Origin of the sequence: Sulfurimonas hongkongensis, from assembly GCF_000445475.1 — a bacterium.
Taxonomy (GTDB): Bacteria; Campylobacterota; Campylobacteria; order Campylobacterales; family Sulfurimonadaceae; genus Sulfurimonas; species Sulfurimonas hongkongensis.
This window is the reverse complement of the sequence record NZ_AUPZ01000010.1, coordinates 75,448-97,970: the sequence shown is the minus strand read 5'-3', so window position 1 is coordinate 97,970 and position 22,523 is coordinate 75,448. Positions and strand designations below refer to the sequence as shown.

Below are 22,523 nucleotides of genomic sequence, written 5' to 3'. Positions count from 1 at the left end.
TTGTTTGTTATATACTTAGAGAATGTATTATGTAATCAAAAAACAACACGCAACACCCTTATCTACTTTTATTGGTTTTCCTGTAAGAAAATTTATTGCCTCAAAAAATAGCGACAATGTTATCTTTGAGTTTCAAAAAGATGGCAAACCTCTTAGAAAGTGGGTTAAAAAAGAGGACATCATTCTTCTTACTGACAATAAAGAATATTATCAAAAAACCCTTAAACATTTTAGTGAGATTGAATCTACTCAAAAAAAGTTAGTTGAAGAAGCACAAGCACATCTAAAAAACTCTATGGAAACATTTACAGATACTATGCACACAGAGATGGACGAGTATGAAGAGTTAAGAGATAGCTCTGATGTTCCTTGTATGCTAAGACATCTATAAAAATATGCCTCGTATCGACAATGAAAGGTTTTACACCTCTGCTATAGAACTTCATGGAGTAAGCGCAAAGGGCGTAAACTGGAACTCAAGCGACTCTCAAAACCTAAGATTTAAAATCATCCTAGAACTACTTCCTTCAAATCTTGATGGGTTTTCTTTAGCTGATGCGGGCTGTGGCTTTGGAGATTTTTATCTATATGCAAAAAAAGAGGGTAGACTTCCAAAAAAGTACATTGCCATAGACTCCATCAAAGAGATGGTTAAAATTACAAAAGAGCGAACACAAACGAAAGCGATTTTAGCTGATATCTGTAAAGATTCACTACCAAGTGCCTCATACTATATTTGTAGTGGAGCTATGAACACATTAGAGCTTTTTGAAACGCATCTTTTTATCCAAAATTGCTACGCTTCAAGTGAGATAGGCTTTATCTTTAACATACTATATGGATCAAAAAAGAGCCAAACTTACAACTACCTAACGCTTGGTGATATAAAAATTATGGCATCAGAAATTGGGGTTAGAGAGGTTAAATTTAAAAAAAATTATATGAAAAATGATATAACTGTGGGGTTTTTTAAGTAGTGTCTGATTTTTTAGCGATTTCAAAAGGACTAGATGTAAAGAGGTTAAAAGTTATCTTTGATGGGGAACTTTACAAGCAAAAAGAGCTAAGAGAGATGCTAGGCTTTGTAGATTCTCTAAGTGATGAAGAGCTTATAATGGCTTCATATAAAAAGTGGGGAGTTAACTTTGTAAAGTATCTAGATGGTAGCTTTAGGATTGCCATCTATGATAAAAAAAAGCTATTTCTTTTTCGTGATAGATTTGGTCTCAAATCTCTCTTTTTTATGCAAAAAGATAAAACTCTTATCTTTGCATCTACTCTAAAACAACTCACTCCATATCTTGGGAGAGTTAGTATGAACAAAGATGCCCTGCTCTCTTATCTTTCATTTTTAGCACCAACATCTCCTTATACTTTTTTTGATGGCATCTATAAACTTGGCTCATCTGAGTATCTAATCTTTGATGGAGACAAGTATGAGACAAAGGAGTACTTCAATCTCTTAGATGCAGAGTCTAGCATCATCACAGATAGAGACGAAGCGATATATAAGCTAGAGAAAACTCTAAGAAAATCTATAGATGCAAGGCTAAATAGTGCAACGGCTTCTCTTCTCTCTGGAGGCATAGATAGTGCGACAATTTGTGCTTTTACAAAACAAAGAGGCGTTAATTTAGAGACCTATACAGTAGGCTACAAAGAGTTTGCTAAGTATGATGAGAGAGAAGCAGCAAGAGAGAGCGCTAAGCTTTTAGGCTTAAACAACATCGCTTTAGAGATATCTCAAAGTGAGTTTATAGATGCGAGTGAGATAGTTTTAGATGCCCTAGATGAGCCTTTAAATGACCCTGCGTCTATTCCTCTTTACTTACTTTTTGAGAAAATCAAGCGAGATGGACATAGTGTAGTTTTGAGCGGAGAGGGAAGTGATGAGCTTTTTTTGGGGTATAGACAATATTTTGAGTTTTTAGACATAGAGCAACTAAACAATCTTAAAAACAAAAACTGGCTAAAGAGATATTTTCGCTCAAACTACTCTAAAAATAGAGAGTGGGAGCACTATAAAAGAGTCTTTGATGACACCCTACTCTTTCGCACTTCAGGCGAATCTTTTACAGATTTGCAAAAAAATGCACTTTTAAAACAAAACATAAAAGATAACTACGCCCTAAAATATCTCTGCAAACATAGAGATAGGTTCATCGCATCCACTCACAAGGATGAGAGCCTTTGGTATAGTTTCATCGACCTAAAACACTTCCAAGCCGAGCATTTTTTAGCAAAACTAGGCCGTGTAAGTTCGGCACACTCTATAAAAACAAGAACTCCATTTTTAGACAACAACTTAGCCTCTTTAGCCTTTAACATCAGCCCTAAACTTCGATATGAAGATGGAGTTACAAAAGGGCTTTTAAAAGAGATTATGAAGCCATACTTAAATGAGAAAATTTTAAAAAGAAAGAAAAAAGGCTTCTCAAATCCTTTCCTAGAATATCTCATAAACTCTAAAAAAATCTCTCTTATAAAAGAGATCAACGCTCAAACAGGGATGTTTAAAACTAAAGAGTTAGATGAGTATATAGAGAGTGCCACAAAGAGCGGCTTTAAACAGCATATTTGGGGACTCTATGTTCTTAGTGTTTGGATTAAAAAGTGGTTACTCTAAATCTTCCTCGCACTTAAAAAGAGATAGTCTTTGCCAGTGATGACAACTCTATACTTTTTTTGTTGGAGATACTTTTTACAAAAGTGTATATCTTTTAAAACTAGACTCATCTCACTAAAGCTGTAGTTTGGTGCTTTTGCACCATAAATCATCTCGCCATCACACCATCTAGAATTTGGAAAACCAAGCACTATCGCACCGCCATCTTCAATAAAGTTTTGATAGATGTGCATAAACGAAGCGTTAAATCTTATGTTAGAACTTTGCAAGGTTCCTATAGAGATAAGCAAGTCAAACTTAGCTAAGTTTAGCCCATCAAGAGCGTTTATATCGTGGCAAATAAACTCAACATTTGGAGCACCTAACTCTTTTTTTGCGTACTCTATGACAGATGCACAGTAGTCAACTCCAACAAAACTCTTCTCATTAAACTGCTCTTCTCTTAGGAGTTGCTCTATAACTCTAAACTCATCGCCACGGTTTATGCCAAGATTTAAAACCCGTTTTTTACTCTCTATGCCAACAAACTCTAAAGCTTTTTTATAGTGATATAAAAAACTAAACTGCTTTGTTTTGTCAATACTAAAAAACTCACTACCAACGCCATACTTTTCACTGCTACTTTGTGACTTATGAAAAGAACTACTCTCATCGAGTTTAGAAAATCTCAAAACGATACTTTTCTCATCTTTTTGCAAAGCAAGGAGCATCTTTAAAAGAAATATCTGAGCCAAATCCACAAAAGATTTAAAGCCAAAAGAGTCCAAGTCACTCTCTAAAATCTCTACTTCAAGAATCTCTCTAGGCCTGAGAGAAAGAGACTCAAAAACCTCAAGAATCTCAAATGAACTCTTTGATTTTAAATCAATACTTAACATATTTACTACTTTTTAAATTGAACCCTCTGATTAATTTATAAACTAGATTCCGTGTCAAGCACGGAATGACGGGACGCGCGTCATCCTGAACAAACAAACCGTCATCTTGAACAAACAAACCGTCATCTTGAACAAACAAACCGTCATCCTGAACTTGATTCAGGATCTACCTTAATAATTGCTCAGAGCACTCAATTATTTTAATATCTCGCAATTATACTTTAACTCATCTGTTTTTACTAATGTTTTAAAACTTAGTGTAAACTACGCAAAAAGGAAAAAATTTATGAGAGAAGTTACTATTTGGTATAACCCAAGTTGTTCAAAATGTCGTGAGGCGTTGGCTATTTTAATGAATAGCACATACGAGGTTCAAGCTGTTAATTACCTAGAGACAATTCCTACAAAAGATGAAATCACAACCGCACTTACCATGCTTGGGATGAATCCTAGAGAGCTTATGAGAACAAAAGAAGATATCTATAGTGAGTTAAATCTAAAAGATGAAGATGATTATGACAAACTTGTGGATGCCATGATAAAGCACCCTATTCTTATAGAGAGACCTGTGATTTTTAAAGAATCTAAAGCCATTATAGGGCGACCAACTTCCATTATTGATAAGTTTTTACAGGCTTAACTATTTATATATTTTTGAGATGCCAAGGTTTTTTAAAGTGAGGTTTTTAAGAACGCTAAATAATAGCATTCTCCACGATGAGCTTTGCCTTTTACAACTTAAAAGTTTGTCAAGGTTTTAAATCTCTAGCTGTCGCTCTTTTTAGCCTTTTTCACAAAAGCACAATCTCCGCTTGAGTAAGGACAAGTTTTTACTATGCTCATCTCAAAATGCTCTTCTTCTATACCCTCTTGTTTTCTATCATAATGACGCATCGCTGCACGAAATGCTGTTAGGATGATGTTTGCACTATCTTGATGCTGGGTTGAGATATGCTCAACTTGTTCACCCTCTGGTTTACTTGTATCTACTTTTGGCTTTTCTAAATTTGCATATGACTCTTTTAGATCCTCCTCAAGTCCAAAAACCGTAACTAAAACATTTGCTATTGAGTCTCCCTTTATCATCTCACTAAGAAGCGAACCTAGTGTAGCCGTATCATGGCTTGTGGAGTTGGTTCCAAACTTTACATCTTGTATGTGAGAACTATCTCTTTTTAAGTACATGATGGCGTATGTTTGTGTAGCATTATCTATACCGATACCGACACAATCAGGATCTTGCATCTCCCCATAGTTTTGGGGTTGAAGCATATGTCTTCCTATCTCAGTCTCTAGTTCTTGTTGTTCTTTGTCTTTCATCTTTTACCTCTACAATAGTTGATGGGAGTTTTTCTATACTCACACCGTTGTCTTTTAAAAACTTTGAAATAACTTCTGAATGAGTATGCTCATACTCTTTTGCATAAACTATTCTTTTTATCCCACTCGCTATAAGATTTTTACTACACTCACTACAAGGCTCTAGTGTCACATAGATAGTAGCACCTTCTATAGATATACCCTTTCTAGCCGCCCAGATGATAGCATTCATCTCTGCATGAATCTCATAAGTCTTTGACCACTCATGATGCTCTTTTGTGTACTCATCTTCCCAATGATCACAACAGTTTGTAAATCCAGCTGGAGTTCCATTGTAGCCAGTACTCAGTATCCTGCCATCTTTTACAATAACTGCACCAACTCGCTTTGAAACACATTTTGAGGCAGTTGAAATCTCGGTTGCTATGTTTATAAAGTTCTCATCACTCAACATTTCTAATCATCTTTATATCAGCATTATGGCGAAGTCTTGCAAAGTAGTTACCCAAAACCTGCTCTCTTTGCTCTGCCATCATCATATTTATAACTTTGTTTTTCACACTCTCTATATTTGCTTCTTTTGGTGGTTCAATCTCTTTAATGTAAAAACTAGCATACGCACCCTTTCCATTTGGAACTATAGGTGTAAAGCTGTTTAATGGTGTTTTTTCTAAAAGCTGTGCTAACTCTGGAGCAATTCTGTCGTATGGAAGATTTTGCTCAGTACTTGTAATATCAGGAGAGTGAAACATTGGATTGTCTATTTTTTCTTGGAGTCTTTGTTTGCTCTTTGCATTATATATTACAACATTAAAACCGCTTGGATGTATAAATGACTCTTTGTGAAGCTTGTAGTAACTCTCTATCTCATCATCACTTGGCTCATCTACAACACTATATGCGATGGATGAGTATAGTTTTTGAGACAAAAGTTTCTCTTTTACTTTTTCTTTTAGCTCGAGAGATGTTAAGCCATTGGACTCTCTGATGGCTTCATAAAATTCACTCACATTTAGACCATTTCTTGCTGCTGATTTTTTGATATCATCATAAACCTCACTACTGCTAACTGTGATCTTTCTCTCATCGACCTCTTGAAGCTCTAGTGTTTTTCTTATAAGAGCATCAGTAGCTGCCGTTTCATCAACCTTTGAGAGCTTCATCTCTTTTTTTATGTCTAAAAGAGTTATTGCCTTGCCTTTTACTACGACTGCTACACCATCTATCATTTTAGCCTCTAATGATAAAGCTAATAAAATTGTTAAAACTATTTTTTGCATCTATTGTCCTGTTTATTAAAGAAGTAATTTTATCTATTTTTAGCCAATACTTCTATAAAGAAGCTTCAATTTCTAGACTTTTACCATCTTTTAACAAAAAACTCTCTAAAATTTCATTACTAAACTACTTATAATAAAAGGCTCTTTAATGGTTGTTACTCGTTTTGCTCCATCTCCTACAGGTTATCTTCATATTGGTGGTTTAAGAACCGCCCTCTTTTCCTATCTTTGGGCTAAAAAAAATGGTGGAAAGTTTCTTCTTCGCATAGAAGATACAGATAAGGCAAGAAATTCACAAGAGGCAACAGATGCTATTCTTAAGGCTTTTGACTGGCTAGGTCTAACCCACGATGGAGAAATAGTCTATCAATCACAAAGAGATGAAATATATGCTAAGTACATACAACAACTTTTAGATGAGAAAAAAGCATATAGATGTTACATGTCAAAAGATGAGTTAACAGAGCTTCGCCAAACTCAGATGGCAAACAAGCAAAGAGCAATGTATGATGGAAGATATCGAGACTTTGATGGAGAGCCACCAAAGGGAGTTGAACCAGTTATCCGTATAAAAGCACCTCAAAACACAGAGATCTTAGTTCGTGATGGAGTTAAGGGTGATGTTAGTTTTCAAGCAAATGATATACTAGATGATTTTGTAATAGCAAGGGCTGATGGCTCACCTACTTACAACTTTGTTGTAGCAGTAGATGACCACCTTATGGGAGTAAATGAAGTTATCCGTGGGGATGACCACCTCTCAAACACTCCAAAGCAGATAGTTATCTATGAAGCTTTAGGCTTTGAGATCCCAAAGTTTTATCATGTACCTATGATACACAACTCAGAGGGTAAAAAACTCTCAAAAAGGGATGGAGCTACTGATGTTATGGAGTACAAAAAGATGGGCTACACTCCTGAGGCACTTCTAAACTTTTTAGTTCGCCTAGGTTGGAGTCATGGAGATCAAGAAATATTTAGTATGGATGAGATGATATCCCATTTTAACCCAAAAGATATAAACAAGTCAGCATCCATCTACAACACTCAAAAGCTTGATTGGCTAAGCTCACATTACCTTAAAAATAGTTCTAACAAAGAGCTAGCAGAGCTACTGAGTGAGTTTGACTTGGTTTTGACTTCACATGATAAAAAAGAGATTTTACTAGATGCTATAAAAGAGCGGGCAAAGACATTAAAAGAGATGGCGGAGTTAACTAAAGAGATTTTAGCAACCCCTAGAGTTTATGATGAAAAAGCTGTAAAAAAAGCCTTTAAAGATGGTTCAACAGATATTTTAAACGCATTTGCTCTAAAGCTTCAAAACTCAGATGAACTGCATCTGCCTAGTGATTATCATGATGCAATGCAAGAAGTAGTGAGTGAAATGGAGATTGGTTTTGGCAAGATTGGTCAGCCTCTTCGCGTCGCACTCTTAGGAAAGATGAGCGGTCCAGGACTAGATGAAGTGATGGCAATAATTGGCAAGGATGAGACAATATTGAGGATTGCAAACGCTATCACTGCAAACTCATAAAAAACTTTATTTATTAAAATAGATCTCATTGATATACTATTATAAGTAATAAAGAAGTATTATTGCTTTATGGAACTAATAATAGAATTTTTCTCAGCCTTGTATAACCTTAGCAATGCAATGGCTCTTTATATCATATTTGGTCTTGCTATTGCAGGGATTATGCACGAACTTGTGCCTGAAACACTTGTTACTAAGCATCTTGGGAGTGAGAGTATCGGTTCAGTTATAAAGTCCACTATCTTTGGCATTCCGCTTCCTGTGTGCTCATGCGGTGTTATACCTTTGGCATCTAGCATCAAAAAAAGTGGGGCTAGCAAAGGTGCGACTCTCTCATTTTTAATCTCTACACCCATAACAGGCGTTGATTCCATTCTTGCTACTTATGGTATGTTTGGCTGGATTTTTACACTCTACAGAGTTATAACTTCTATGATTATAGCTATGCTAGCGGGAATACTTACAAATATTTTTGACAAAGAGATCATTAACGAAAAAGTTGTAGAAGAAAAAAAAGATAGCTGCTGTTCCTCTAGTAATTGTTCAAATGAAAGTGAAGTTAAACAAAAATTTTCATTTAAAAAAGCAATAGAATATGCGTTCGTAAATCTTCTTAGTGACATTGCGAAACCGCTTTTATGGGGTCTTATTATTGGAGCTATTATTACTATCTCTATTCCTGAAAATCTTAGTGCCATTCTCATAGAGTATTCATGGCTTTCATATATCATTACTATTGCTATTGCTGTACCAATGTATGTTTGTGCAACTGCATCCCTGCCTATAGCTGCTGCGCTTATGCTAAGTGGAGTCAGTGCGGGAGCTGCTTTTGTATTTTTAAGTGCAGGACCTGCTACAAATACAGTGACTATCGGTGTAGTTAAAAAGATGCTAGGAACTAAATCTCTTTATATCTATCTTGGGACTATCATCTTTGGAAGTGTTATTTTTGGCTTAGGACTTGATTTTGTATTTGATATCAACTCTATAGATACAAAATCTTTAGTTCATGTACACGAAGAAGTCTCTTTATTGGAAATACTAAGCAGTATAGTTTTGTGGACTTTAATGTTGTATTTTATCTTTAAACCATATTTTAAAAAAGCATAAGATGAACAATAAACCAATCACTCTTAAGAGCATATATAGACTTATATTAGATAAGAAACCCTCTCTTATCTATGGTCAAATCATAACACTTCTAGCCATCTTAGTTAGCATCCCAATTCCTCTGATGCTCCCTCTCATGGTAGATGAGGTTTTACTAGATAAACCTGCTTTTTTTGTAAATAGCATAGACTTTTTTCTTGGGTCTACCACAGCATTTTACTATATAGCTATAGTTACTTTAGTGGTAATTTTGCTAAGATTTATCTACTACTTTTTTGGCGTTATCATCACTAAAATCTTTACAAAAATATCAAAGTATGTAACTTATATGATAAGGGTTAGGCTTATAGAACATCTTAAGATTACCTCTATGAATGAGTATGTAACTCTAGGCTCAGGCGCCATCACTTCAAATCTTGTCACAGACGTAAACACACTTGATAACTTTATCATCACAAGTGTGAGTAAGTTCATCTCCTCAGTTTTAACGCTCGTGGCAGTTGGGATTGTGATGATAATCATCGACCCGATTTTAGGCATCTTAATCCTTATAGCCCAGCCTCTTATTATGATACTTAGCAAAAAGATGGCTGCCATCACAGGAAAGCTAAAAAGAGATGAAAATAGTGCAATAGAGGAGTTTCAAAACAATTTAGGCGAAACACTAGATCTCTACGCACAGATAAAAGCATCAAATAAAGAGGACTATTTTTTCACACAAGCTACTTCACATGCAAAAAAAGTTCAGACGACTTCAAATGAGTATGGTTACAAAAGTGTGGCATATGAAAAACTCTCTTACACTATCTTTTTAGTTATGTTTGAACTTATCCGTGCATCTGGACTTTTGCTCGTGGCCTATAGCGACCTTAGCATCGGAATGATGTTTGCGATGTTTGGCTATATCTGGTTTATTATGACTCCAGTTCAAGATATCTTAACTATGCAGTACAGCTATGCATCGGCTAAGAGTGCTTTGGGGAGAATAAACAAGATACTAAACCTAAAAACTCAAGTCAGTGGAACAAAAAAGATAGAAAAAAAAGATGTAGATATCTCTATAAGAGATTTAAGCTTTGCATATGCAGATGAAAAACTTATACTAAAAAATATCTCTCTTGATATAAAAGCAAAAAGTAAGATAGCCTTTATCGGAGCTAGTGGAAGCGGTAAAACGACTCTAGCTCAAGTCTTATCTGGTTTTTATGAGAAGAGCAGCGGAGAGCTAAAGTACAACTCTTTAAATGTTGAGGAGATTGATAAGCGTTCACTAAGAGAGCGAGTCTTTTTAGTTTTACAGATGCCCATTCTATTTAACTCAACGCTTAGATTCAACATAACTATGGGCGATGAACATATTAGCGATGAAGAGATTTATAAAGCTTTAGAGATAGCACAACTCAAAGAGATGATAGAGCAGATGGAGGACGGACTTGATACTATTGTAGGTCGTCATGGCGTTAGACTCTCAGGTGGGCAGAGACAAAGGCTTAGCATCGCTAGAATGATTATCGCAAATCCAAGCATAGTAATCTTTGATGAGTCAACCTCAGCACTTGATGTTCACACAGAGGCAAAACTTCAAACCATAATAGAACCACTTCTAAAAGATAAAACTGTCATTACCATTGCACATAGGCTTAGCACCGTTAAAAATGCAGAATCCATCTATGTCTTAGATGCAGGAGAGATAGTTCAATGTGGAACTCATGAAGAGTTAGAGGCAGAAGAGGGTTATTATATGGAGTTTGTTAAAAAACAGGTACTCTAATTTAAGATATATGCTTTGCTTTTTTTTGGCTGATATAGACTCTAAACTTTAAAAAAGATAGCATATTATTAGTATTAAATTGCTACACTTCATGAGTAGTTGTATATAAGCAACTATATAAAAATATCAAAGGCTTTATCATGAAGTATCTAGCAACATTACTACTAGTTCCACTCTTTGCTTTAGCATCACCACCAGATAGTACACCTATGACTCCACTTGAGCATAGCTCTATTCACGGATACAACAAAGCTCCACTTGTAAACATCAAAAGTGATCAAAAGAAAAGAGAGCTTAGAAACATTGACGAAAAAGAAGCAAAAGAGATAATCAAAAAAGAGACTAATGAAGACGCAAGTGAGATAGAACTCACACATGTTGGCATCTACCTAGTTTACAAGGCTAAAACAAAAAATTATAAACTCCAAATCAATGCTATAGATGGAGTTGTTATGAAAAAAGAGCCAAGAGATTAATTTTACACTTAATTTACACTTTATAAACCTATAATCATAGATGAAAAAGAGAAATATAGAACCTATAGTGTTCATATGAAGTATAAATCTCTTTTAGCCACTCCTTAGATTCGAAGAAGTAACGCCGTAGCACCTTCCCCCTTTTGGCTATGGCGTTTTTTATACTCTTCAGCTCTCTGTATTAATCTTTTCTTTTCGTCTTTGTTTCATTCTCATTTTAGCTAGTTGCCTCATATCATCTGTAGAATCGCTCTCATCAACTATCTCAACACCCAAAACAGTCTCAACACAATCTTCAAGAGTTAAAATTCCCTCTGTCTGGTCGTAGTTATCTACAACTAAAAACATGTGTTCTTTTTTTGATATAAAAAGATCTAGTGCTTTTGAGACAGGAATATTTTCATTTATAGTAAATATACTTTTTTTGATAGAACCCACGGTAACACTATCATCTACTAGAGCTTGTTTAAAGATTTTTTTAGTTAACACTATACCTGTAACATCTTCTATAGATCCACGATAAAGCGGAATACGAGAAACCTTGAAGATGGCAGGTTGCGTATCTATAATCTCTTTAATTGTCATATTTTCATCAATAGCAAAAACAACACTTCTAGGCGTCAATACTTCACTCACCTTTATCTTGTTTAGTTTTAAAATATTTTCTATAAAGTCTGATTCTTTTTCATCAATGAGTCCATCATCTTCACTTAAGTACATACTCTCTAAAAGTTCATCTCTTGTTAGTGTATGAGCATCTCCTTTGCCCTCAGAAATTTTGTTTGTAACAAAAAGTGTGCTGATGATAACAGGGTATGTAATCCAGATAAATATTCTAATCATGTAAGCGGATATTGGAGCTAACTCTTTCCAGTAGATAGCTCCTATAGTCTTAGGGATAATTTCAGATAGAAATAAAATAGCAAAAGTCATAACTATAGAGATAATCACAACAGCATCGTTTCCAAACAGGTTAGCAGCTTGAGCTCCAACGGCAGCTGCGCCAATAGTATGTGCGATTGTGTTTAATATAAGAATAGATGCAATAGATTTGTGTATATTTATTTTATGAAGCCTTAGAAGACTTCCAGCTTTTGGGTTCTCTTTTTCAAGCACTGAGACATATGACATATTTACAGATAGCAGTACTGCTTCAAGTACAGAACATACAAAAGATATTATAATTGCTAAAGCAAAGTATAGTATTAACAGGTCCATTTAAGTTTAATTATCCTTTTATAATAAAATATATGTAGCAAGCCCTAAGAAACTAAAAAAGCCTACAACATCTGTTAGAGTTGTTAAAACAACTGAACTCCCAATGGCTGGGTCTATGTTCATTTTTCTAAAAAATAGCGGTATAACCGCACCAAAAAATCCAGCAACGAAAAAGTTTATAATCATGCTTAGGGCGATAACCACTCCTAGCAAGGGCATATTAAACCATACACCAGCGATAATTCCCATGATGATGGCAAAGAGGGAGCCATTTATAATAGATATAGCAACCTCTTTTTTTACAACTCTTTTAGCTTCTCTCTTAGATACCTCTCCAAGAGCCAGCTGTCTTACAACAACTGTAAGACTCTGAATGCCGACATTTCCACCCAGAGATGCAACTATGGGCATAAGAATTGCCAAAGCTATTATGCTCTCTATCGTTGCGGCAAATGAGCCAATAACAAAAGATGCACCTATAGCTGTAAAAAGATTCAGAGATAACCAAGTAGCACGTTTCTTTCCAGCTTTTAGTATCTCATAATCTTCTTCCGCTTCATCATCAACACCCGCAAGATTATACATCTGTTCGGTTGCTTGTTCGTTAATGATGTCATAAATATCGTCCGAGGTTATACGACCTACCAAGATACCATAACTATTTACTATTGGCATAACTGAGAGGTCATACTGCTTAAAGTCATGAACTATGGTTTTTATATTATCACTGTCTACACCACTCTTAGGTTCAAAACTATCCTCACTAAGCTCAATATTTTGCTCTAAGGTCTTTGAAAAATCAAAAATAAGTATATCATCTAGTCCAATAGTGTACTGTAACTTTGCATTGTTATCGGTTATAAATAAGTTTTGGATATTCTCTAACTCATTTGCGCGCCTTAGCTTTGCAAATCTTTCTATCACATCTTGAACTATCTCATTTTTTTTAGCTGTGAAGACTTCAAGCTGCATATAAGCACCAGCTTCTTCTTCACCATATGTTTGAAGCTTTGTTATCTCTTGCTTATCTTCTTCATCTAGGATTTCAAAAACTTGTGATGCTACGTTTTCATTAACCTCTTCGAGTTCTTGCATAAACTCTAGTTGGTCATCTGATTCTAGTTCTGTAACCGCATAAGAAAGCTCGTCTACACTTAAAGATTCAACAACAAAGTCAAAGTATCTATCAGGAAGTGCAAGAGCAACATCACCAACTAAGTCTTTTGGAATTAGTTTAATAGCTTCATTTAGATCGCTATCTTCTAACTCTTTTAAAATCTTAGCAATGTCCGATGGGTGCATCTCACTTGTTTCGTGAGAGCTTAAGTATTCTTCTAGCCTATTCATTATGTGAAATTATACCCAATAATACTATGTTCTTTAACACATTTTACATAAGATTCACTAAAAGCTAAATAGGCAAAAGATATCAAATTAGAGATATTTTTTAGCTATTTAATGTTTGATAAAGTATAGTTTGTTTAGAATTGTTCTATCTTATACAATAAAGGTGTCAAATGAAAAAAATTCTATTAAGTGCAGTAGCAGTAATTGCGTTAACTTCATCAGCTATGGCAAATGTTAATTCTCAAACAGGTTGTGGACTTGGTTCTATGATTATCAAGGATGATTCAACAGCAGTTATGTTAGCTCTGCAAGCTACTACAAATGGTACCTCTGGTAACCAAACTTTTGGTATCACTTCTGGAACTTCTGGTTGTACTAAAACTAAGTTTGTTATGAATGAAAGAGCTGAGGAGTTTGTTGCGTCAAACATGGATATTCTTGCAAAAGAGATTGCGGTTGGTCATGGAGAGTCAATCGACACTCTAGCAGAGCTTTTAAACGTTGAAGATTCTGCAACATTTGCATCTTCGCTTCAAGCAAACTACAACAGCATCTATACTTCAAAAAGTGTAGAAATGTCTGATGTTCTAGATAACATCTCTACTACTTCTTTATAAAAAACGTTAACAGTTAAGCGAGCCTGGCTCGTTTGACTCCCTATCCACTAAACCAAGCTAGGAAAAAATATTTTAACTAAAAATTTTTTTATACTAATTTTTTGTGCAGTTTTATTACAAGCTTCTACTAAAGATTATCTTGACAAAGCAAAAGATTTAGACTTAGCTAACAGTACATATTGGCACCTGCTACTTCACATGAACGATGGCTTTAGTGAGATTGATGATGCAAACTTTTTTTTATCAAAAGATGGAAAAAAAAGTGCAAAAAAAGAGTTAAATGCTACAATAACAGCACTTTTGAATGAGACAAAATTTGATGACAACTCTACTGCTTGTAGATTTCCTGCAAGAAAAGCTTGGTTAAAAGAACAACTTGATATAAAAGAATTTCCAGAAGTCAGATGCGATGAATATGACTCTATTTTAAAAAGATTAAATCCAAAATCTGCCACTATTGTATTTCCATCAGCACATATAAATTCTCCAGCTTCAATGTTTGGCCATACTTTTTTGAGGATAAACTCAGGATATAAATCTAAACTACTCTCTTATGCTATAAATTATGCAGCAAATGCAAATCCAGATACTGAAAATGGTGTTATTTTTGCTATAAAAGGTCTCTTTGGTGGCTACTATGGAAAATACTCTTTGCTTCCTTATTATGACAAACTCAAAGAGTATAGAGATACAGAACAAAGGGATATCTGGGAGTATGATTTAAACCTCAATGAAGAAGAAGTTTTACAGATGGTAAGGCATATTTGGGAACTAAACGGAACTCACTCAAACTACTACTTTTTTACAGAGAACTGCTCTTATAATATGCTTTGGTTTATAGAGATAGCAAGACCGTCTATTAATCTAAGAGACCACTTTACCTATCAGGTTATACCACTTGAGACTGTTCATGCTGCTTTGAAAGAAGACCTGATAGAAGAGTCTAGCTATAGAGCATCAAAGAGGACCATACTACTAAAATATGAGTCAATTATAGAGGTCAAATATATAAAACTTCCAAGAAAATTAGTTGAAAAAAAGATAAGCTTAGAAGATATCATAAACAGTAGCGAAATAGAAGCTCAACAAAAGATGTATATACTTGAGGCTGCAACGGAGTTTTTAGAATACTCTTTTAGTAAAAATGATATGACTAAAGAACAATACCTAGAACTTTTTCATAATATTACAAAAGCAAGAGCAACTTTTGGTAAGGGCAAAAAGTTAGATATAAAAACTCCTCCAAATCCAATAGAGAGTCATAGAGCTATTAGAGCCACAACTGGCTTTGGTATAAGAGATGGAGATGGTATTGGCTTTCTTGGCATTAGAGGAGCATACCACAGTTTAGAAGATAGTAGTTATGGTTTTTTAAGAGGTACAGAGATAGAGTTTTTAGATGTTTTGCTTTCACAAACAAGTGACAAAACTAAGCTTGAAAACGCCACAATAATCTCCATAGCCTCCATAGCACAAAGAAGCGAATTTTTTGATAGTTTTTCGTGGCGAACAAAGTTTGGATGGGATAATAACTATATTAATGATAAAAGTAACTTTTTTGCAACTCTTGGTGCTGGATTTAGCTGGGGAAATGATTTAGCTTACACATACATAATGCTTGATCCCTTATACTATTATGAACAAAAGTCTGTCTTTGGGGTTGGCTCAAGCATAGGAGTTGTGATAGACAAATACAAGAACACAAATACAAACTTTGAGATCACTCAGAGATTTTATGACACTTCAGATAAGCAAATACTTATAAAAGCCTCTCAAAGCTTTAGAGTCTCACAAAACCTACAACTACAGCTTAGCTATGACTATAAAGAGAGATATTTTAATGATAAAAAAGAGAATGAGCAGACATATAAAGCTTCAATAAACTGCTATTTTTAGCTAATCCTCTTTAGTTTGTAGGCTCAAAAAGTTTTGAGATATCATTTCCTATATCTTTAGCACCATCACTAAACTCTTTTGATGAGCATCCACCAAGTACCAACAAAAGCAAAATACTCCAAAGTATAAAAAATTTCATTTTTTTCCTATCTTAAATTTAATATATACCCATCATATACTTTTTTCATTTTGTATCTGTAGAGTCCGTCTAGTTCTACAACTGCACGGTAATATCCTGCATGATTTCCCACTCTTATTTTAGAAAACCTACTATTTTTGTTCTCTTTAGAGTAACTTTTTATGCTTGCATCTCTTTTAAAATCTAACACTATTCTATGAGGTTTTACAAGTAAAAAATCTCTTATAATTTTATCCTCTGTAACTATTTTTAGGCTCTTAAAATTTTCAAAAAATTTTGCGTATTTTGTAGATGCTATCTCTTTAAACTCTTGTGCCTCTTTTTTTTGAACTACTTGTTTTTCATCTTTTTTTTGAACTTCTATATAGCTCTGAGAGATAAATATAGGCAGATGCCAATCAACCGTATTTTTAAGTTCTATACTTTTTGTCTCTACAGTCGCATCAAGATTTTCATACTCTATGGTAACCTTTTTTATGATTCTAGCTGATGATGGGAGGGTTATAGATGAGCGTTTTAGTGGCTCTATGTTTTGTGTTAGATTTGTTGTATAAGGTATGTCTTTTTCACCTTTTGCAGGGAAGAAAGGATTTTCTCTTGCATCTAGACTTGCAAGTAAAAGAAGCACTGCACATAAAACTTTAATCAAAAACCGCCCCTATGTTGAATCTTTTTTCGAAAAATTATAAGGCTTATTATATCAAGTTATTGAGCAGAAATCTCTTTTAACTCAAAATACTCCCTTTGAAGCTCTGCATTTTCGTGTTTAAGTCGGCTAGTTTCACTTTGAAGATAGTTTTCATACTCTTGAAGTTCAAAAAGAACTTCAAGAGAATTTGTACCATAGAGAAGAACACCTATATAAACTCCAAGAGCCAAAACTATAAATATAAGACTCAAGAACTTTGTTAAAGATAGTCCTAAATATCTTTGGGTGATACTTTGAGAGCTGTCTATTTCCTCATAAAGTTCTTCATTTTGCATTTTTATCTCTAGTTAAAAAGAGATAAGCCCAAGTATTCGCCATATACTACTTCATTTTCTATCTCTAAGAGACGGTTATATTTAGCAGTTCTTTCTCCACGGGCTGTTGAGCCTGTTTTTATCTGTCCACAATTTAGTGCAACTGCAAAGTCAGCGATAAAAGCATCTTCACTCTCACCAGAGCGATGACTCATAACACAAGTGTAACCATTTCTTTGAGCTAGGCGAACCGTGAGCATAGTCTCACTAACTGTGCCTATTTGGTTTGGTTTGATAAGAATAGAGTTTGCAATTCCTTCACTGATACCTCTTGCTAAAATATTAGCATTTGTAACAAAAAGATCATCTCCAACAATCTGAATTTTGCTCCCAAGTTTTTCAGTCATTAGCTTAAAACCATCCCAGTCATCTTCATTGAGACCATCTTCAATAGAGACTATAGGATATTTAGCGCATAAATCTACATAATAATCTACTAACTCAGCAGAAGAAACTGTACGATTTTCAGATTCTAGTCTATATCCACCATCAGTAACTATTTCTGAAGCTGCAATATCAAGGGCGATTCCTATTTGTTCGCCAGCTATGTATCCAGCTTTTTCAATAGCTTGCATAATGATTTGTATAGGTTCCTCATTTGAAGATAAATCTGGCGCAAAACCACCCTCATCTCCAAGTGCAGTATTGTGTTTTTTAGATTTTAGTATAGCTTTTAGATTATGGTATACCTCAGCTGATGCACGAAGCCCCTCTGCAAAGTCTTCAAAACCCACTGGCATAATCATATACTCTTGAAAATCAACTGAGTTATCAGCGTGAGAGCCACCATTTATAATGTTTAGCATAGGAGTTGGTACTACCATAGCATTTGCACCGCCTAAGTAGCGATAGAGTGGCATACCTAAGCTTTTTGCAGCAGCGCGTGCTACTGCCATAGATACGCCTAAAACAGCATTTGCTCCAAGATTACCATAATTATCAGTTCCATCAAGCTCTTTCATAGTTGCATCTATAACAGCTTGATTAAAAGGAGATAGTCCAATAAGTGCATCTGAGATTTGTGAGTTTACATTTTCAACCGCCTGTAAGACTCCCTTGCCCATGTAACGCTCGCCACCATCACGAAGCTCTAATGCTTCTCTTTTTCCTGTACTAGCACCTGATGGAACTATAGCACTCTCAATAGTTCCATCACTAAGTTCTACTGTAGCTTTTACTGTTGGGTTTCCGCGAGAATCCATTACTTCTATTGCACTTACGCTATCTATAAACATCTAGTTCACCTTTATACTTAGTATATTAATGTCGAAATTTTACCTAAAACAAATTAAGATAAACATTAGTTTAATCTTCTGCGCTATCTTCTATCTCTACAGTATCCATAATCATAACATTGCTAACACCCATAGCCACTTTGATTTTCTCTTCTATCTCTTTTGCTAGTTCTGGCTCGTCTTTAAATTTTTGTTTAACATTTTCACGACCTTGACCTAGCTTTATATCTTCATAAGAGAACCACGCTCCTGCTTTGTCTACAATATCAAGTTTTACACCATAATCAACTAACTCACCCTCTTTAGAGATACCCTCACCAAACATAATATCAAACTCTGCTTGACGAAATGGTGGTGCCACTTTGTTTTTTATAACTTTAGCTTTTACACGATTTCCTATCTGACTCTCACCCTGCTTTAGTGAAGCTATACGTCTTACGTCTATACGAACAGATGCATAAAACTTCAAAGCATTTCCACCCGTTGTAGTCTCAGGAGAGCCATAACCCATCATCCCAATCTTCATACGAATTTGATTTATAAAGATAACTGTACAATTCATCTTGCTTATAACACCTGTAAGTTTACGAAGTGCTTTTGACATCAAACGAGCTTGCACACCAACATTTTGGTCAGACATCTCACCCTCTATCTCAGACTTTGGCGTAAGCGCTGCTACAGAGTCGATGACTATAAGGTCAATCGCACCACTTCTAGCAACTGTTTCCACAATATCTAGTGCTTGTTCGCCATAATCTGGTTGAGATACAAGTAGGTTTTCAACATCAACACCTAAGTTTTTAGCATATCCAACATCAAGAGCATGCTCTGCGTCTATAAAAGCACAAACACCACCTTTTTTTTGACACTCTGCTGTTATCTGAAGTGCTAGGGTTGTCTTACCCGAGCTCTCAGGTCCATAGATCTCAACTACGCGACCCTCAGGTACACCACCTATGCCAAGGGCTAAATCAAGTCCAATTGAGCCTGTGCTTATTGACTTTATAGGAATTATGTCTTTGTCTCCGAGTCTCATTAAAGCACCCTTACCAAATGCTTTGTCAATCTGCTTCATTGCTAAGTCTAGTGATTTTTGTTTATTTGCGTCCATGTTAGGCTCACTTTTTGTAAATTTTCAAAGATTTTATAATAAAACAGCGTTTTTACTAAAATATATTTCAAATTGTCATATTTTTTTACAATCTTTTTTTCTTTTTTATCTATTAGTCGGATTTTATCCTTATTTGGTTAAAATCCATATTATGAAAAAAACATTAATTGCACACTCACCAGACGCTGATGATATATTTATGTATTATGCTATCAAATTTGGTTGGGTAGATATGAAAAACACTAACTTTGATAATATCGCAAAAGATATTCAAACACTAAATGAGGATGCCCTAAATGGGGTTTATGACATTGTAGCTATTAGTTTTGCACTATATCCGCATATAAAAGAGGAGTATGCCCCGCTTAGAACTGCTGTTAGTTTTGGCGAGGGTTATGGTCCAAAGCTTATAAAGAAAAAAGGAGTTACTCTAAAGAGAAACTTCAAAGTAGCTCTTAGTGGTAAACACACTACAAATGCGATGCTCTTTCGTATAGCCTATCCAGATGCGAGAATCACTTACATGAACTTTTTAGAGATTGAAAAGGCTGTACTCGATGGCGAGGTTGATGCTGGAGTTTTGATCCATGAGAGCATTTTAGACTTTGATGATGCCCTTGAAGTTGAGAGAGAGATGTGGGATATTTGGCAAGAGTTAGCAGAAGATGAGCTTCCACTTCCTCTTGGTGGAATGGCGATAAGACGTTCACTCCCACTAAACAAAGCCATAGAGTATGAAGCAACTCTTACAAAGGCAGTAGCAGTTGCAACAGAGCATAAAGATAGACTCTCAAAGATGCTCCTAGAGAGAGACTTAGTACGCATAGATGCAAAAACGCTAGATAGATATCTAGAACTCTATGCAAATGATGATTCTGTTACCCTAAGTGAGACTCAGTACCGTGCTATTGATAAGCTTTTTGAACTTGGGTATAAACACGGGTTTTATAACTCACTTGTAAAAACCAAAGATTATCTTATCCCAACTGAGTATAAAGAGCTAAGGAATTCATAAAAATGGAAGCCAAACTAACAGCATTAGGAATTGAGACCTTTAAGATAGCGCTAATGCTTGCTCTTCCAGGACTTCTAACCGGTATGTTTTTAGGCTTGGCTGTTAGTATCTTTCAAGCAACAACACAGATAAATGAGATGACTCTCTCATTTATCCCAAAAATTATAGGCGTGGTCATTGTTATCATCCTCACAATGCCGTGGATGCTAAACTCCATGATAGACTTTGCAACAAATGTCTTTAATATGATGCCAAGCTTTATAGAGTAGAGATGACTAAACAAATCGACTTTGCAAAGTTCTCTTCTATAAAAATAGGAGGAGTTCATGAAGTTTTTATCTTAGAGGATGCAAGTGATTTTAGTGATGATTTTTTTCTAATAGGCTCTTGTAATAATGTAATAGTTGGCACACAACCACCAAAACTTATGAAACTCTCCAAAAAGTACGACTATATAAAAATAGAAAATGATACTTTAAAAGTCGGAGCCGCCACACCATCAGGCAAACTAGCCTCATATTGCAAGAAAAACAATATAGCTAACTTTGAATTTGTCTCGCATCTCCCTGGAACTTTAGGCGGTTTAGTATATATGAATGCTGGGCTTAAAGAGCATGAAATATTTAATACTCTCCTTAGCGTCACAACAACAAAGGGTGAGCTTAAAAAGAAAAGTATCGACTATGGATATCGTTGCACTAATATAAAAGAGCCCATTTTAGAAGCATCATTTACCCTTGTTTATGGTTATAGTGTTGAAAAAGCAGAACTTTTTAAACAGATGCGAGCAAACCAACCACATGAACATAGTGCAGGGAGTTGTTTTAAAAATCCTAACGGCGATTTTGCTGGTAGACTTATAGAGGCGGTAGGACTAAAGGGCAAAAGAGTTGGTGCTATGGAGTTTAGCACTAAACATGCAAACTTTTTATTAAATCATGGAGGCGGTGTTTTTGAAGATGCCATTACACTCATCAAAGAGGCTCAAAAAAGAGTCTTTGATGAGTTTGGTATTTCACTTGAGTGTGAGGTAGTTATACTGGATGAGAGATACTTAAAAACGAAGCATTAAACCTCCATAAAATCCTGAAAATTCCAAGTCAACATTAAAATCACTTTCATCTTCTATATCGATTTTTTGAACTCTATATCCAAGCTCTATAGCTGGTTGAATAGCTGAGAATATATCAAAAGTATAGTCCACTTTAGCACGGACATCATAAACTCTGTTTGAGCTATAAGAGATATACTTTATATCACTCTCAAGTCCTATATTTGTTGCTGGAATCTCAACTCGTGCTCTTAAATATAGAAGTGGGATAGCCAAAATCTCACTATCTTGATAACCATTGAAACCTAGAGTATTTGGAGCTGCGTCTATAGAAGCCTCTACAATTTTTATATCTAAACCAAGATCAAGTGTAACCCAAGCAGTGTTGTCTAAAATACTATAGTATGGAATAATATCATACTGTTTCATATCGTAAACCATTTTAGTAGTAGTGGCACCAATATCAAAATTTTTAAACTTACCACTACCTACACCCGAATCCTCAACTGATGCATATTCTAGTCTTAAGTTTGGTACAACAGGCATTGGATGTTTAAGCAGTGCCCAAAAATAGATTGATGAGTTACTAGGTTCATTTGAGCTGTAACGACCATCTGCACCATTATCCGTATAACTTAACTTTCCGCTTGATTTTTGATCCCATAGACCAATGCCCGCTTCTACTTTCATCATATCTGCATTTGCAGTACTAAAAAAAGCTCCTATAAACAAGAGAGTTGCCGTTATTTTTTTCATTTAATCCCTTAATAATAAATTTTATCAAATGCTCTAAAGAATTATCAAACTAGATCCTGAATCAAGTTTATAGATTGATCAGAGAATTCTATTATTATATCAGAGGGTTGTAGTTGT

Annotated in this window: 25 protein-coding genes; 13 read left to right on the top strand and 12 right to left on the bottom strand. The window is 35.1% G+C overall.

Translation table 11 applies throughout. The annotated features are described in order from the left end of the window. Nucleotides 1-22: 22 nt before the first annotated feature. The 3 genes from M947_RS20000 to asnB are packed head-to-tail and all read left to right on the top strand — an operon-like array spanning nucleotide 23 to nucleotide 2,626. Nucleotides 23-391, top strand: a complete 369-nt coding sequence (locus tag M947_RS20000; RefSeq protein WP_021287915.1) for a hypothetical protein — start codon at nucleotides 23-25, stop codon at nucleotides 389-391. Between the two features lie 4 nt (nucleotides 392-395). Then, nucleotides 396-977 carry a class I SAM-dependent methyltransferase gene (locus tag M947_RS19995; protein WP_021287914.1) on the top strand — a complete coding sequence of 194 codons (582 nt, stop codon included), beginning with the start codon at nucleotides 396-398 and terminating at the stop codon, nucleotides 975-977. Continuing rightward, entirely contained in the window at nucleotides 977-2,626 is a 1,650-nt protein-coding gene (asnB, locus tag M947_RS19990) for an asparagine synthase (glutamine-hydrolyzing) (RefSeq protein ID WP_021287913.1), read from the top strand. The genes M947_RS19995 and asnB overlap by 1 nt, the downstream gene beginning before the upstream one ends. On the opposite strand, the gene M947_RS19985 is transcribed toward asnB, so the two are convergent. Then, entirely contained in the window at nucleotides 2,623-3,504 is an 882-nt protein-coding gene (locus M947_RS19985) for a class I SAM-dependent methyltransferase (protein WP_021287912.1), read from the bottom strand. The genes asnB and M947_RS19985 overlap by 4 nt on opposite strands. A 286-nt stretch (nucleotides 3,505-3,790) precedes the next feature. Here M947_RS19985 and arsC point away from each other — a divergent pair, with 286 nt between their 5' ends. Further along, a complete protein-coding gene (gene arsC / locus M947_RS19980; protein ID WP_021287910.1) occupies nucleotides 3,791-4,144 on the top strand; it encodes an arsenate reductase (glutaredoxin) in 354 nt (117 codons plus the stop codon). 125 nt (nucleotides 4,145-4,269) lie between these two features. Here arsC and M947_RS19975 read toward each other — a convergent pair whose 3' ends face one another. Genes M947_RS19975 through M947_RS19965 form a run of 3 tightly spaced genes read right to left on the bottom strand, consistent with a single transcriptional unit; the run spans nucleotide 4,270 to nucleotide 6,104 of the window. Then, a complete protein-coding gene (locus M947_RS19975) occupies nucleotides 4,270-4,824 on the bottom strand; it encodes an iron-sulfur cluster assembly scaffold protein (protein ID WP_021287909.1) in 555 nt (184 codons plus the stop codon). Continuing rightward, a complete protein-coding gene (locus M947_RS19970; protein ID WP_021287908.1) occupies nucleotides 4,790-5,278 on the bottom strand; it encodes a deoxycytidylate deaminase in 489 nt (162 codons plus the stop codon). Before M947_RS19970 ends, M947_RS19975 begins: the two co-directional genes overlap by 35 nt. Further along, a complete protein-coding gene (locus M947_RS19965) occupies nucleotides 5,268-6,104 on the bottom strand; it encodes a peptidylprolyl isomerase (protein WP_021287907.1) in 837 nt (278 codons plus the stop codon). Before M947_RS19965 ends, M947_RS19970 begins: the two co-directional genes overlap by 11 nt. 148 nt (nucleotides 6,105-6,252) lie before the next feature. On the opposite strand from M947_RS19965, the gene gltX reads away from it, so the two are divergent. From gltX to M947_RS19945, 4 genes are all read left to right on the top strand, one after another. Then, on the top strand, nucleotides 6,253-7,641 hold the full coding sequence (gene gltX, locus M947_RS19960) for a glutamate--tRNA ligase (RefSeq protein ID WP_021287906.1): 1,389 nt from the start codon (nucleotides 6,253-6,255) through the stop codon (nucleotides 7,639-7,641). A 69-nt stretch (nucleotides 7,642-7,710) separates the two neighbouring features. Further along, nucleotides 7,711-8,751 (top strand): SO_0444 family Cu/Zn efflux transporter, encoded by a 1,041-nt coding sequence (locus tag M947_RS19955; protein ID WP_021287905.1) that lies wholly within the window; start codon nucleotides 7,711-7,713, stop codon nucleotides 8,749-8,751. Between the two features lies 1 nt (nucleotide 8,752). Then, a complete protein-coding gene (locus M947_RS19950; protein ID WP_021287904.1) occupies nucleotides 8,753-10,522 on the top strand; it encodes an ABC transporter ATP-binding protein in 1,770 nt (589 codons plus the stop codon). Nucleotides 10,523-10,662: 140 nt separating this feature from the next. After that, nucleotides 10,663-10,998, top strand: a complete 336-nt coding sequence (locus tag M947_RS19945) for a hypothetical protein (RefSeq protein WP_021287903.1) — start codon at nucleotides 10,663-10,665, stop codon at nucleotides 10,996-10,998. Nucleotides 10,999-11,166: 168 nt separating this feature from the next. On the opposite strand, the gene M947_RS19940 is transcribed toward M947_RS19945, so the two are convergent. Together M947_RS19940 and mgtE are read right to left on the bottom strand one after the other, a co-directional pair. Further along, nucleotides 11,167-12,216 carry a CNNM domain-containing protein gene (locus tag M947_RS19940; protein WP_021287902.1) on the bottom strand — a complete coding sequence of 350 codons (1,050 nt, stop codon included), beginning with the start codon at nucleotides 12,214-12,216 and terminating at the stop codon, nucleotides 11,167-11,169. Between the two features lie 18 nt (nucleotides 12,217-12,234). Beyond that, entirely contained in the window at nucleotides 12,235-13,563 is a 1,329-nt protein-coding gene (gene mgtE / locus M947_RS19935) for a magnesium transporter (RefSeq protein WP_021287901.1), read from the bottom strand. Between the two features lie 170 nt (nucleotides 13,564-13,733). Between mgtE and M947_RS19930 the strand changes: the two genes are divergently transcribed. Together M947_RS19930 and M947_RS19925 are read left to right on the top strand one after the other, a co-directional pair. After that, complete coding sequence (locus M947_RS19930; protein ID WP_021287900.1) at nucleotides 13,734-14,180, top strand: DUF3015 family protein; 447 nt, start codon at nucleotides 13,734-13,736, stop codon at nucleotides 14,178-14,180. A gap of 69 nt (nucleotides 14,181-14,249) precedes the next feature. Beyond that, nucleotides 14,250-16,076, top strand: a complete 1,827-nt coding sequence (locus tag M947_RS19925; RefSeq protein WP_483855289.1) for an Lnb N-terminal periplasmic domain-containing protein — start codon at nucleotides 14,250-14,252, stop codon at nucleotides 16,074-16,076. A gap of 10 nt (nucleotides 16,077-16,086) precedes the next feature. On the opposite strand, the gene M947_RS23785 is transcribed toward M947_RS19925, so the two are convergent. The 5 genes from M947_RS23785 to recA all read right to left on the bottom strand — a co-directional run bounded on the left by M947_RS23785 (nucleotide 16,087) and on the right by recA (nucleotide 19,584). Next, nucleotides 16,087-16,215 carry a hypothetical protein gene (locus M947_RS23785; RefSeq protein WP_021287898.1) on the bottom strand — a complete coding sequence of 43 codons (129 nt, stop codon included), beginning with the start codon at nucleotides 16,213-16,215 and terminating at the stop codon, nucleotides 16,087-16,089. A 7-nt stretch (nucleotides 16,216-16,222) separates the two neighbouring features. After that, nucleotides 16,223-16,864, bottom strand: coding sequence for an AMIN domain-containing protein (locus M947_RS19920; RefSeq protein ID WP_021287897.1), 642 nt, complete (start codon nucleotides 16,862-16,864; stop codon nucleotides 16,223-16,225). Between the two features lie 56 nt (nucleotides 16,865-16,920). After that, nucleotides 16,921-17,199, bottom strand: a complete 279-nt coding sequence (locus M947_RS19915; RefSeq protein WP_021287896.1) for a hypothetical protein — start codon at nucleotides 17,197-17,199, stop codon at nucleotides 16,921-16,923. An 8-nt stretch (nucleotides 17,200-17,207) separates the two neighbouring features. Then, a complete protein-coding gene (eno, locus tag M947_RS19910; RefSeq protein WP_021287895.1) occupies nucleotides 17,208-18,473 on the bottom strand; it encodes a phosphopyruvate hydratase in 1,266 nt (421 codons plus the stop codon). A gap of 70 nt (nucleotides 18,474-18,543) precedes the next feature. Then, nucleotides 18,544-19,584 carry a recombinase RecA gene (recA, locus tag M947_RS19905; RefSeq protein ID WP_021287894.1) on the bottom strand — a complete coding sequence of 347 codons (1,041 nt, stop codon included), beginning with the start codon at nucleotides 19,582-19,584 and terminating at the stop codon, nucleotides 18,544-18,546. 151 nt (nucleotides 19,585-19,735) lie between these two features. Here recA and M947_RS19900 point away from each other — a divergent pair, with 151 nt between their 5' ends. From M947_RS19900 to M947_RS19890, 3 genes are read left to right on the top strand one after another with little or no spacing between them, the layout of a single operon-like run. Further along, nucleotides 19,736-20,599, top strand: coding sequence for a menaquinone biosynthesis family protein (locus tag M947_RS19900; RefSeq protein ID WP_031348052.1), 864 nt, complete (start codon nucleotides 19,736-19,738; stop codon nucleotides 20,597-20,599). A 2-nt stretch (nucleotides 20,600-20,601) separates the two neighbouring features. Then, nucleotides 20,602-20,868 carry a flagellar biosynthesis protein FliQ gene (fliQ, locus tag M947_RS19895; protein WP_021287892.1) on the top strand — a complete coding sequence of 89 codons (267 nt, stop codon included), beginning with the start codon at nucleotides 20,602-20,604 and terminating at the stop codon, nucleotides 20,866-20,868. Nucleotides 20,869-20,870: 2 nt separating this feature from the next. After that, nucleotides 20,871-21,671 carry a UDP-N-acetylmuramate dehydrogenase gene (locus M947_RS19890; RefSeq protein WP_021287891.1) on the top strand — a complete coding sequence of 267 codons (801 nt, stop codon included), beginning with the start codon at nucleotides 20,871-20,873 and terminating at the stop codon, nucleotides 21,669-21,671. Here M947_RS19890 and M947_RS19885 read toward each other — a convergent pair. Next, on the bottom strand, nucleotides 21,654-22,406 hold the full coding sequence (locus M947_RS19885) for a TIGR04219 family outer membrane beta-barrel protein (RefSeq protein WP_021287890.1): 753 nt from the start codon (nucleotides 22,404-22,406) through the stop codon (nucleotides 21,654-21,656). The two genes, M947_RS19890 and M947_RS19885, sit on opposite strands and share 18 nt — an antisense overlap. Nucleotides 22,407-22,523: the final 117 nt, after the last annotated feature.

Excerpts from the sequence above, each read along its gene's own strand:
- M947_RS20000 (WP_021287915.1), top strand. The coding sequence starts at position 23 with ATGTATTATGTAATCAAAAAACAACACGCAACACCCTTATCTACTTTT.
- M947_RS19995 (WP_021287914.1), top strand. The coding sequence starts at position 396 with ATGCCTCGTATCGACAATGAAAGGTTTTACACCTCTGCTATAGAACTT.
- M947_RS19985 (WP_021287912.1), bottom strand. The coding sequence starts at position 3,504 with ATGTTAAGTATTGATTTAAAATCAAAGAGTTCATTTGAGATTCTTGAG.
- arsC (WP_021287910.1), top strand. The coding sequence starts at position 3,791 with ATGAGAGAAGTTACTATTTGGTATAACCCAAGTTGTTCAAAATGTCGT.
- M947_RS19975 (WP_021287909.1), bottom strand. The coding sequence starts at position 4,824 with ATGAAAGACAAAGAACAACAAGAACTAGAGACTGAGATAGGAAGACAT.
- M947_RS19970 (WP_021287908.1), bottom strand. The coding sequence starts at position 5,278 with ATGTTGAGTGATGAGAACTTTATAAACATAGCAACCGAGATTTCAACT.
- M947_RS19965 (WP_021287907.1), bottom strand. The coding sequence starts at position 6,104 with ATGCAAAAAATAGTTTTAACAATTTTATTAGCTTTATCATTAGAGGCT.
- gltX (WP_021287906.1), top strand. The coding sequence starts at position 6,253 with ATGGTTGTTACTCGTTTTGCTCCATCTCCTACAGGTTATCTTCATATT.
- M947_RS19955 (WP_021287905.1), top strand. The coding sequence starts at position 7,711 with ATGGAACTAATAATAGAATTTTTCTCAGCCTTGTATAACCTTAGCAAT.
- M947_RS19950 (WP_021287904.1), top strand. The coding sequence starts at position 8,753 with ATGAACAATAAACCAATCACTCTTAAGAGCATATATAGACTTATATTA.
- M947_RS19945 (WP_021287903.1), top strand. The coding sequence starts at position 10,663 with ATGAAGTATCTAGCAACATTACTACTAGTTCCACTCTTTGCTTTAGCA.
- M947_RS19940 (WP_021287902.1), bottom strand. The coding sequence starts at position 12,216 with ATGGACCTGTTAATACTATACTTTGCTTTAGCAATTATAATATCTTTT.
- mgtE (WP_021287901.1), bottom strand. The coding sequence starts at position 13,563 with ATGAATAGGCTAGAAGAATACTTAAGCTCTCACGAAACAAGTGAGATG.
- M947_RS19930 (WP_021287900.1), top strand. The coding sequence starts at position 13,734 with ATGAAAAAAATTCTATTAAGTGCAGTAGCAGTAATTGCGTTAACTTCA.
- M947_RS23785 (WP_021287898.1), bottom strand. The coding sequence starts at position 16,215 with ATGAAATTTTTTATACTTTGGAGTATTTTGCTTTTGTTGGTACTTGGT.
- M947_RS19915 (WP_021287896.1), bottom strand. The coding sequence starts at position 17,199 with ATGCAAAATGAAGAACTTTATGAGGAAATAGACAGCTCTCAAAGTATC.
- eno (WP_021287895.1), bottom strand. The coding sequence starts at position 18,473 with ATGTTTATAGATAGCGTAAGTGCAATAGAAGTAATGGATTCTCGCGGA.
- recA (WP_021287894.1), bottom strand. The coding sequence starts at position 19,584 with ATGGACGCAAATAAACAAAAATCACTAGACTTAGCAATGAAGCAGATT.
- M947_RS19900 (WP_031348052.1), top strand. The coding sequence starts at position 19,736 with ATGAAAAAAACATTAATTGCACACTCACCAGACGCTGATGATATATTT.
- fliQ (WP_021287892.1), top strand. The coding sequence starts at position 20,602 with ATGGAAGCCAAACTAACAGCATTAGGAATTGAGACCTTTAAGATAGCG.
- M947_RS19890 (WP_021287891.1), top strand. The coding sequence starts at position 20,871 with ATGACTAAACAAATCGACTTTGCAAAGTTCTCTTCTATAAAAATAGGA.
- M947_RS19885 (WP_021287890.1), bottom strand. The coding sequence starts at position 22,406 with ATGAAAAAAATAACGGCAACTCTCTTGTTTATAGGAGCTTTTTTTAGT.